Below are 7272 nucleotides of genomic sequence, written 5' to 3'. Positions count from 1 at the left end.
GGCGACGGCCGGTCACCGGCCGCCGCCCCAGACCCTGGCGGCTGCCGCGGACCTCTTCGGCTGCGACTCCCGCGTTCGGCAGGGCGTCGTGCAGGCGCTGGACCAGGGTGCCACCGAGGTCACGTTGTGGGGCAAGACGTGGCCGGCCGAATTGGACGACAGCGTCGGTCTGGTCCAGCACCGGCTCAGCGCCGCGGCCCAGGCGTTCAAGGCCCAGGCTTTCGCGGCCGCCGCGATGCCGCTGGAGTCAATTGCGCTGGTCGAGACATTCCGCAGCCGGGTGATGGCCTGCCCGTCGGTTGAGGCGGACCTCATCCCGGCTGGCTAAGCCCCAGCCTCTAAGGGGCTGCGTTGACGTCGCGGCATGCTCTATGGAAATCTAATACTCATAGCTGAGAGGGACGTTCTCACTGGCTGAGATTGCCGAACGGAGCAGTAGATGGTGAACGACTTCACCGAGATGGATTTCTTCCGTGACCAGCGACTCGTCGAGGACCCGTACCCGTATTACGAGGCCCTGCGGCGCCAGTGCCCGGTCACCCGGGAGAACCACCACGGCGTGACGATGGTGACGGGCTGGGACGAGGCGTGCGCCGTCCTGAACGACGCCGAGACGTGGTCGTCGTGCATCTCGGTGACCGGTCCATTTCCCGGCTTCCCGGTCCCGCTCGAGGGTGACGACGTCACCGAGCTGATCGAGCAACACCGCGACGAGCTGCCGTTCAGCGACCAGCTGCCCACACTTGATCCGCCGACCCACACCAATCACCGCTCTCTGCTGATGCGGCTGATCACCCCCAAGCGCCTCAAGGAGAACGAGGACGCGATGTGGGTGCTGGCCGACCAGGCGCTCGATGAGTTCCTCGCGCCAGGGCACGGCGAATTCATCAAGGGCTTCGCCGGCCCGTTCACATTGCTGGTCATCGCCGATCTGCTGGGCGTGCCCCTGGAAGATCGCGACAAGTTCATCAAAGGAATCCGTCAGCACTCTGGTGGCGGCATAGGGGGGACCGGCAAGGAAGCGCTGGCGCACAGCCCGCTGGAATTCCTTTACGGTCTTTTCTCCGACTATGTCGCCGACCGCCGCCGTGAACCCCGCGACGACGTGCTGACCGGTCTCGCGACCGCCACCTACCCCGACGGCTCGACACCTGACGTCGAGGATGTCGCTCGAGTCGCAAGCAACGTCTTCTCGGCGGGTCAGGAAACCACCGTGCGACTGCTGGGCGCTGCGTTGCAGACCATCGGTGAGCGTCCCGATATTCAGGCGCAGTTACGCAAAGACCGCAGCCAGATTCCCAACTTCATCGAAGAGGCGCTGCGCATCGAGAGCCCGGTCAAGGGCGACTTTCGCATGAACCGGGTGCCCGTCAACGTCGGCGGAGTTGACCTACCCGCCGGAACCACCGTGATGATCGTGCAGGCCGCCGCCAACCGCGATCCGCGCCGGTTCGACGACCCCACCACTTTCGATCCGGTCCGCAAGAACGCCCGCCAACACATCTCGTTCGGGCGAGGCATTCACAGCTGCCCCGGCGCGCCACTGGCCCGCGCGGAAACGCGGGTGGCGATCGAACGGCTGCTCGACCGCACCTCCGACATCCGGATCAACGAACGTGTGCACGGGCCGGCGAATGACCGTCGCTACCAATACGTTCCGACCTACATCTTGCGCGGCCTGACCGAGCTGCATCTGGAATTCACGCCAGCATGAAAGTCTGGGTCGACGATCAACGTTGTCGTGGTCATGGCGTGTGCGTCACGCTCTGCCCGGAGGTGTTCGAGCTGACCGACGATGGCTACGCGGAGGCGATATCCTCCGATGTCCCAACCGAATTCGAGGCGGCCACCCGAGAAGCCATCGACTGCTGCCCCGAACAGGCCATCGCCGAACGCTGACTAAGGAGAACGTGCAACTATGCCGCAGGGACCAAAAGGGTATGTCATCCTCACCGAGGCCATCAAAGATCCGGAGGGCATGAAGGCTTACGGCCAAGCCGCCGGAGCGGCGATGGGCGGTGTCAACATTCTCGCGGTGGACACCGCGCCGGACGTCGTCGAAGGCTCCTGGCATGGCGACCAGACCGTCGTGCTGGAGTTCGAGTCGGTGGACGCAGCTCGCGCTTGGTACGAGTCCGAGGCCTATCAAAAGGCGGCGAAACTGCGCCAGGCCGCCGCTGACTGCAACGCGGTGATCCTCGCCGGATTTGGCTGAGCCGCAACGGATTTGCTAAACGGTCGGCGGTTCGTGGCGCCGCACCGTGTACCATCGCTGTGCCGGTAGGACAGACCGTCTTCTACCGTCAAGGAGGGGAAATGGCTCAGCACGTGGTCATGACCGTCAGCGGAACCTTCGCCAATATGTGGGATCAGACCCCGCCCCAACCAGCTGCTGTCGCCAACGCCTTGCCCGGTGTAGCCACCGGAAACAGCGGCCCATTCTATTGGCAGCCGGTAGGAAATTATCCCGCCGCCGCTTTCCCGATGGGTCCGTCGGTCGAAGACGGTGTGCGAGAATTGATCCGACTCGTCAATGACGAGTATCCGCCCGGAAATCCTGTAGGGCAGGGCATAATTCTTTTGGGGTACAGCCAGGGCGCCATTGTTGTATCGCACTTCATGAGAGATCATGTGGTCAACCCGGCCGGGGAATGCCACAACCGCTGGCCAGACATTGTCGCTGTCGCGACATGGGGAAACCCCTGCAGAACGCCCGGGTTTGCTTCTGGAAATGACTTCGCCGGCTGGCCAGCTCCAGGAGAAGTGGACGGCGTGGTAACCGGCGGTATCGCTGGTCCTGACGACCTTAAGCCTGCGGCCTATGCGCCCGTAAGCAAAACGGTCAAGCACTATTGGGGAGAATTTGTCAACACAATCGGCAATGGAAATGACATCTATGCCGACTGTCCGGTGGGAAGCAATCCGTGGATAGCTGAAGCCCCGACCGGGGTGGTCGAAACAAACATCTACGACATCGTCCAGAACGTCACCGTGGCCGACATTTTCCAGATCATTCTGGAGGTCGTTGGCGTCATCGCCACGGCTGGGCTTGAGCTCATCCCAATCATCGAGGCCATTATCAATGGCGGCTTGTTCGTGCAGGCCGGACCCGGGGCCCCGCATTACACTTACGACATCGGCCCAATTGCCAATTTCATTGCTTTGGCCGGATCTGAGACCCAACCGTACGGGAGCAGCGACAGCCGGCTGTAGTCGCCCCTATTCGATGATCGAAATGGCCTGCCGCGGGCACTGCCGAACGGCGTCGCGCACCTTTTCTTCGTTCTCGGGCGTAACCTCGTCCTGCAGCACGGTCAACGTGTCGTCATCCTCGAGCTGAAACACCGTCGGGATGATGCCCATGCACACCCCGTTGCTTTCGCACAGCCCCCAGTCGACTTCGATTTTCTTTGTCACTCAACCCACCTCATCGCAACACCTGCACCGGTACGTTTAGCCAGCCTGCGACATTCTGCATGGTTACCCGTTTGCAGCCTTCCCAATTCACCTCGTAGCGGGGCATGAAGTCGAGCAGCTTCTCTATCGCGATCCTGCTCTCCATCCGGGCCAACGCGGCACCCAGGCAACTGTGAATCCCGTAGCCCAAGCCGAGGTGCTGGGCCTCGGTCTGGTCACGCTCGATGTCGAAGGTGTCTGCGTCGGTGAAAGCATCGGGGTCTCGGTTGGCCGCGGCTTTCATCAGGAACACCGGCTTGCCAGCGGGAATGGTGCCGCCGCTAACGTGTGCCTCTTTCATCGTCCAGCGGACGTTGTAATGCACCGGCCCCTCGTAGCGCAACAATTCTTCGACGGCAGCGGGGATCTTGCTGCGATCGGCCAGCAGCTTCTCCCACTGGTCAGGATGACGAGCGAAGAGCACCGCCGCGCTGCCGACCAACTTGGTAACTGTCTCCGCGCCCGCGCCGCCCAGCAGCGTCGCAAAACCGCAGATCTCGATGTCGTCGAGGCGGCGCACCGTGCCGTCGTCGCAGGGAATCTCGGCGGCGATCAGCCGGCTGATCATGTCATCCTGCGGCTCGGCGCGGCGCTCCTGCACCAAGCCGTAGTAGTACATCGCGGTGTCGATGTTGGCCTGCATGCCCTCTTCGCTGAGTTCGATTTGGCCCGGCTCCCTATGCAGGCTGGTGTCAATCCAGTGCCGCACCTGTTGGCGGTAGTCCGGCGGGACACCGGCCATCGTGGTAATGACTTCGACCGGGAACGGCCCGGAGAAGTCCTGCACGACGTCGAAGTGATCGGGATCGGCAGCGCCCAGGTACTTTTCGACCACTTCGACGACTGTGTCGTGCTGCGATTGGATGGCTCGTGGGGTGAACGCCTTGTTGAGCAGGCTGCGCATGTGGCGGTGCTCCGGCGGATCCATGAAGATGATCGACCGCTGCTCGGGGGGTATGCCCTTGCGGACCATCGCCAGGTCGCAGCCGCGCGAGGACGAGAAAGTCTCGAAGTCCTTCAACGCGCCAGCCACGTCTTCGTGCCGGGTCAGCGCGTAGAAGTCCTCTTTCTCGTCGTAGTAGAGCGGGGCATCTTCACGCATTCGTCGATAGATCTCGAACGGGTTTGTGAAGTACTCCTCGGAGAACGGATCAAAGACGACCTTTGGCTTGGTCATTTGCACCCTCCTGGCCTCCCATACGTGGCTCACAGCCGTTACGACGGAATGCTGAACTGTAACGCTAACGGTAGTTGGTTCGTCGCGTGTCGAAAAGACCCCATCTCATACCCGCATCCCCGCCCCGATGGCGTCGTTGAGCACACCCAGGTCACTGCCCAGCGCGGCGGCGATACTCCTGGCCACGGCAATGTCTTTGCCAACGAATTCGCCCGCCGTGCCGATGAACGACGCGACGGATCCGCGCGCGGCGACGATGTCCAGCACCCGACTCGCGCCGCTCCCGTGCGGAAGCGCGCTGAGCAGCGTCGACTCTGGAACGCCGAGTTGTATGCCCAGTTCCACAGCGCCCGATAGCAATCCGATCTGCGCTGCGAACAGCGCATTGTTGACCAGCTTCACCTTCTGCCCAGCTCCCAACGGGCCGACGTGCAGGATCGGATCGCCGTAGCAGCTCAGCACCGGGCGTACGCGCGTCACTGCATCCTCGCTGCCACCGATGAACAGCGTGAGTGCCCCGGCCGCTGCATTGTGCGGCCCTCCGCTGACCGGTGCGTCGACGACTTCGACACGGTGCGGAGCGGCACTTTCGGCGATGGTCTCAACTGTGCGCGGACTTCCGGTCGTGTGCACCACCAGCGCCGAGCCCGGCGACATTGTCGCGAGCAGGCCACTGTCGGAAGGGCCCAGACAGATCTGTTGCACCTGTTCATCGGTGAACACGCAGATCACCACGGCGTCCGCGTTCGCCGTCACCGCCGGCGTATCGGCGACCGCATCGGCGCCTAATTGGGCTATGGCAGATCGCTTCTCGGCGGTACGGCCCAACACCGCGACGTCGTGGCCCGCCTCGATGAGGCGGGTCACCATGGGACGGCCCATCCGTCCCGCACCGATGAATCCGATTCTCACCGAGGATGTTCCATCAGGGCCAGGGTGGCGTCGGCGGCATCGAGCACGGCGCCGCCGGGGACGGCGGCCGCGCCGGCAAGGTCGGCGACCAAGCGGACATCTTTCTGAAGCAACGTCCCGGCGAGCCCGGCGAGGCGATCTAAACCGCCGGTGTCACCGCCAAGAGCATTGAGCGCAAAGCTGTTTCCGCTGCCGCGCGAGATGACCTCGGTGAGCCGGTCTGGCAGAATTCCGAGCGCTTGGCCGAGCGCCAAAGCCGTAGCCGCGGTTCCCAGGTTGGCGGTGAACAACAGGTTGTTCAACAGCTTGGTGGTTTGTCCGGAGCCCAGATCCCCCCGGTGCACGACGGGGTTGGCGTAGGTCTCGAACACCGGGCGGCAGCGCTCGACGACGTCGGCATCGCCGCCGACCATCACCAGTAGACGACGTTCCTCTACCGCCGGCGCGCCGCCGCTGACCGGCGCGTCGATAACCGAGACGCCTTGTGCTGCAGCTTTTTCAGCCAACGCATGGCATGTCTTGGGATGCACGGTGCTGTGGATGGCAATGATGCCGCCCGGTTTGAGTCCAGCCAGCACCCCGTTCTCGCCGCCGGTGATCTCCTCGACGTCGGCATCTGAAACCACGCAGAGGCAGACGAGATCGCTGGTGGCCGCGAGTTCTGCCGGCGATCCGGCGACCTTGGCCGCGGTGTCGCCGAACGGCTCAAGCGACGCCGGTCGACGCGCCCACAGCGTGGTAGGGAAGCCGGCTTCTGCGATCCGACGCGCCATCGGGCCGCCTTGACTGCCTAAGCCAATGAATCCGACGTGCATCAACCGGCCTCCAAATCGGGACTTTCACGCGCGACGACACATTCCTCGGCGAACTCCAGAACCGTCGAGTGGTAGGCCGCGGCGGTGTGGCCGAGGCTGATGTTGTGTCCGGCCTCGGCTTGGTGGTGGACGGTGAACCGCGGCGTGCTGGAGAACATCGCCTCGATCTCGGTCATCGCCGAAGCGTCGGTCTGCCAAACCTTCTCGTATTCGGCGATGCTGAAGTGCACCGGGACTGATACGGCGGGGGCAAGCGCCGGAAAGTCCTGACGGGCCCAATTGGACACCATCAGGTCCTCGTAGGGCGGAGCGCCGGGATAAACCGTTGCCCCGCTGAGTACTTCGGGCGGATACAGCCGTTCGGGGTGCCACAACAGTTCACGCAGACCTGCCGGGCGGCGGTCCCGGGTGGCTGTCTTCAGCATTTCGCGGGCTGCGGGATGGTAGTGGCGGCCGGTGCCGGCCAATTCGATGCCCAATAGATCGCCACCGGCTTGCTCGGCTTGATCGTCTGTAGCCATCCGCATCGTCAATTCGCATCCGCCGGAATGCCCCATCAAAAACAAGCCCGCGCCGCGCGGACGGTCGCTGAGAATGCGATCAACCGCCGCGTACGCAAGCGCGACCCGCTGCTCGGGGTGGGCCATCGCATCCGGGTAGGGGGCCGAGCTGCCGTAGCCGGGGCGATCGAGCGCCACCACGGTGAATCCACGGGCGGCGCCCGTTCGAAGAAAGGACGATTCCGGGTGGCCCGGGCAGTCGAAATAGATTGAGGTGGTGCCTCCGCCGTGAATGGCCACGATGACCGCCCGCGGGTCGGGCGCCTCGGCGACGATCGCGGATATCGGCACGCCGTCGACGATGACGACCCTGGGCCCAGGGCTCATGCGCCGCTTCTCCTCATCGCTTCGC

The 7272-nt window shown here is 63.8% G+C and carries 9 protein-coding genes and 1 pseudogene; 5 read left to right on the top strand and 5 right to left on the bottom strand.

The window, feature by feature from the left end:
* The 5 genes and pseudogenes from WB785_RS09365 to WB785_RS09345 form a co-directional block, all read left to right on the top strand.
* A pseudogene (locus WB785_RS09365) lies at positions 1–328 on the top strand (hypothetical protein); the annotation flags it as partial.
* A 111-nt stretch (positions 329–439) separates the two neighbouring features.
* Entirely contained in the window at positions 440–1714 is a 1275-nt protein-coding gene (locus WB785_RS09360) for a cytochrome P450 (RefSeq protein WP_424078665.1), read from the top strand.
* Complete coding sequence (locus WB785_RS09355) at positions 1711–1899, top strand: ferredoxin (protein WP_424078663.1); 189 nt, start codon at positions 1711–1713, stop codon at positions 1897–1899. The genes WB785_RS09360 and WB785_RS09355 overlap by 4 nt, the downstream gene beginning before the upstream one ends.
* A 19-nt stretch (positions 1900–1918) precedes the next feature.
* Positions 1919–2215 carry a DUF1330 domain-containing protein gene (locus WB785_RS09350; RefSeq protein ID WP_424078662.1) on the top strand — a complete coding sequence of 99 codons (297 nt, stop codon included), beginning with the start codon at positions 1919–1921 and terminating at the stop codon, positions 2213–2215.
* A 101-nt stretch (positions 2216–2316) separates the two neighbouring features.
* Entirely contained in the window at positions 2317–3213 is an 897-nt protein-coding gene (locus tag WB785_RS09345; RefSeq protein ID WP_424078660.1) for a hypothetical protein, read from the top strand.
* A gap of 6 nt (positions 3214–3219) precedes the next feature.
* Here the strand turns inward: WB785_RS09345 and WB785_RS09340 are convergent, their stop codons facing one another.
* The 5 genes from WB785_RS09340 to WB785_RS09320 form a co-directional block, all read right to left on the bottom strand.
* A complete protein-coding gene (locus WB785_RS09340; protein ID WP_424078658.1) occupies positions 3220–3417 on the bottom strand; it encodes a ferredoxin in 198 nt (65 codons plus the stop codon).
* 10 nt (positions 3418–3427) lie between these two features.
* Entirely contained in the window at positions 3428–4633 is a 1206-nt protein-coding gene (locus WB785_RS09335; RefSeq protein ID WP_424078656.1) for a cytochrome P450, read from the bottom strand.
* Positions 4634–4738: 105 nt separating this feature from the next.
* Entirely contained in the window at positions 4739–5545 is an 807-nt protein-coding gene (locus WB785_RS09330; RefSeq protein WP_424078654.1) for an NAD(P)-dependent oxidoreductase, read from the bottom strand.
* Complete coding sequence (locus WB785_RS09325; RefSeq protein ID WP_424078653.1) at positions 5542–6360, bottom strand: NAD(P)-dependent oxidoreductase; 819 nt, start codon at positions 6358–6360, stop codon at positions 5542–5544. Before WB785_RS09325 ends, WB785_RS09330 begins: the two co-directional genes overlap by 4 nt.
* Positions 6360–7247 (bottom strand): alpha/beta hydrolase, encoded by an 888-nt coding sequence (locus WB785_RS09320; RefSeq protein ID WP_424078652.1) that lies wholly within the window; start codon positions 7245–7247, stop codon positions 6360–6362. Before WB785_RS09320 ends, WB785_RS09325 begins: the two co-directional genes overlap by 1 nt.
* Between the last annotated feature and the right edge of the window lie 25 nt (positions 7248–7272).

The organism is Mycobacterium sp., from assembly GCF_049585075.1.
Taxonomy (GTDB): domain Bacteria; phylum Actinomycetota; class Actinomycetes; order Mycobacteriales; family Mycobacteriaceae; genus Mycobacterium.
Note: the sequence above shows the minus strand (reverse complement) of the source record. Positions and strands in the feature narration are given on the sequence as shown.

Bases quoted from the DNA above. Each gene is read 5' to 3' on its own strand.
- WB785_RS09355 (WP_424078663.1), top strand. From the start codon at position 1,711: ATGAAAGTCTGGGTCGACGATCAACGTTGTCGTGGTCATGGCGTGTGC.
- WB785_RS09360 (WP_424078665.1), top strand. From the start codon at position 440: ATGGTGAACGACTTCACCGAGATGGATTTCTTCCGTGACCAGCGACTC.
- WB785_RS09345 (WP_424078660.1), top strand. From the start codon at position 2,317: ATGGCTCAGCACGTGGTCATGACCGTCAGCGGAACCTTCGCCAATATG.
- WB785_RS09320 (WP_424078652.1), bottom strand. From the start codon at position 7,247: ATGAGCCCTGGGCCCAGGGTCGTCATCGTCGACGGCGTGCCGATATCC.
- WB785_RS09325 (WP_424078653.1), bottom strand. From the start codon at position 6,360: ATGCACGTCGGATTCATTGGCTTAGGCAGTCAAGGCGGCCCGATGGCG.
- WB785_RS09335 (WP_424078656.1), bottom strand. From the start codon at position 4,633: ATGACCAAGCCAAAGGTCGTCTTTGATCCGTTCTCCGAGGAGTACTTC.
- WB785_RS09350 (WP_424078662.1), top strand. From the start codon at position 1,919: ATGCCGCAGGGACCAAAAGGGTATGTCATCCTCACCGAGGCCATCAAA.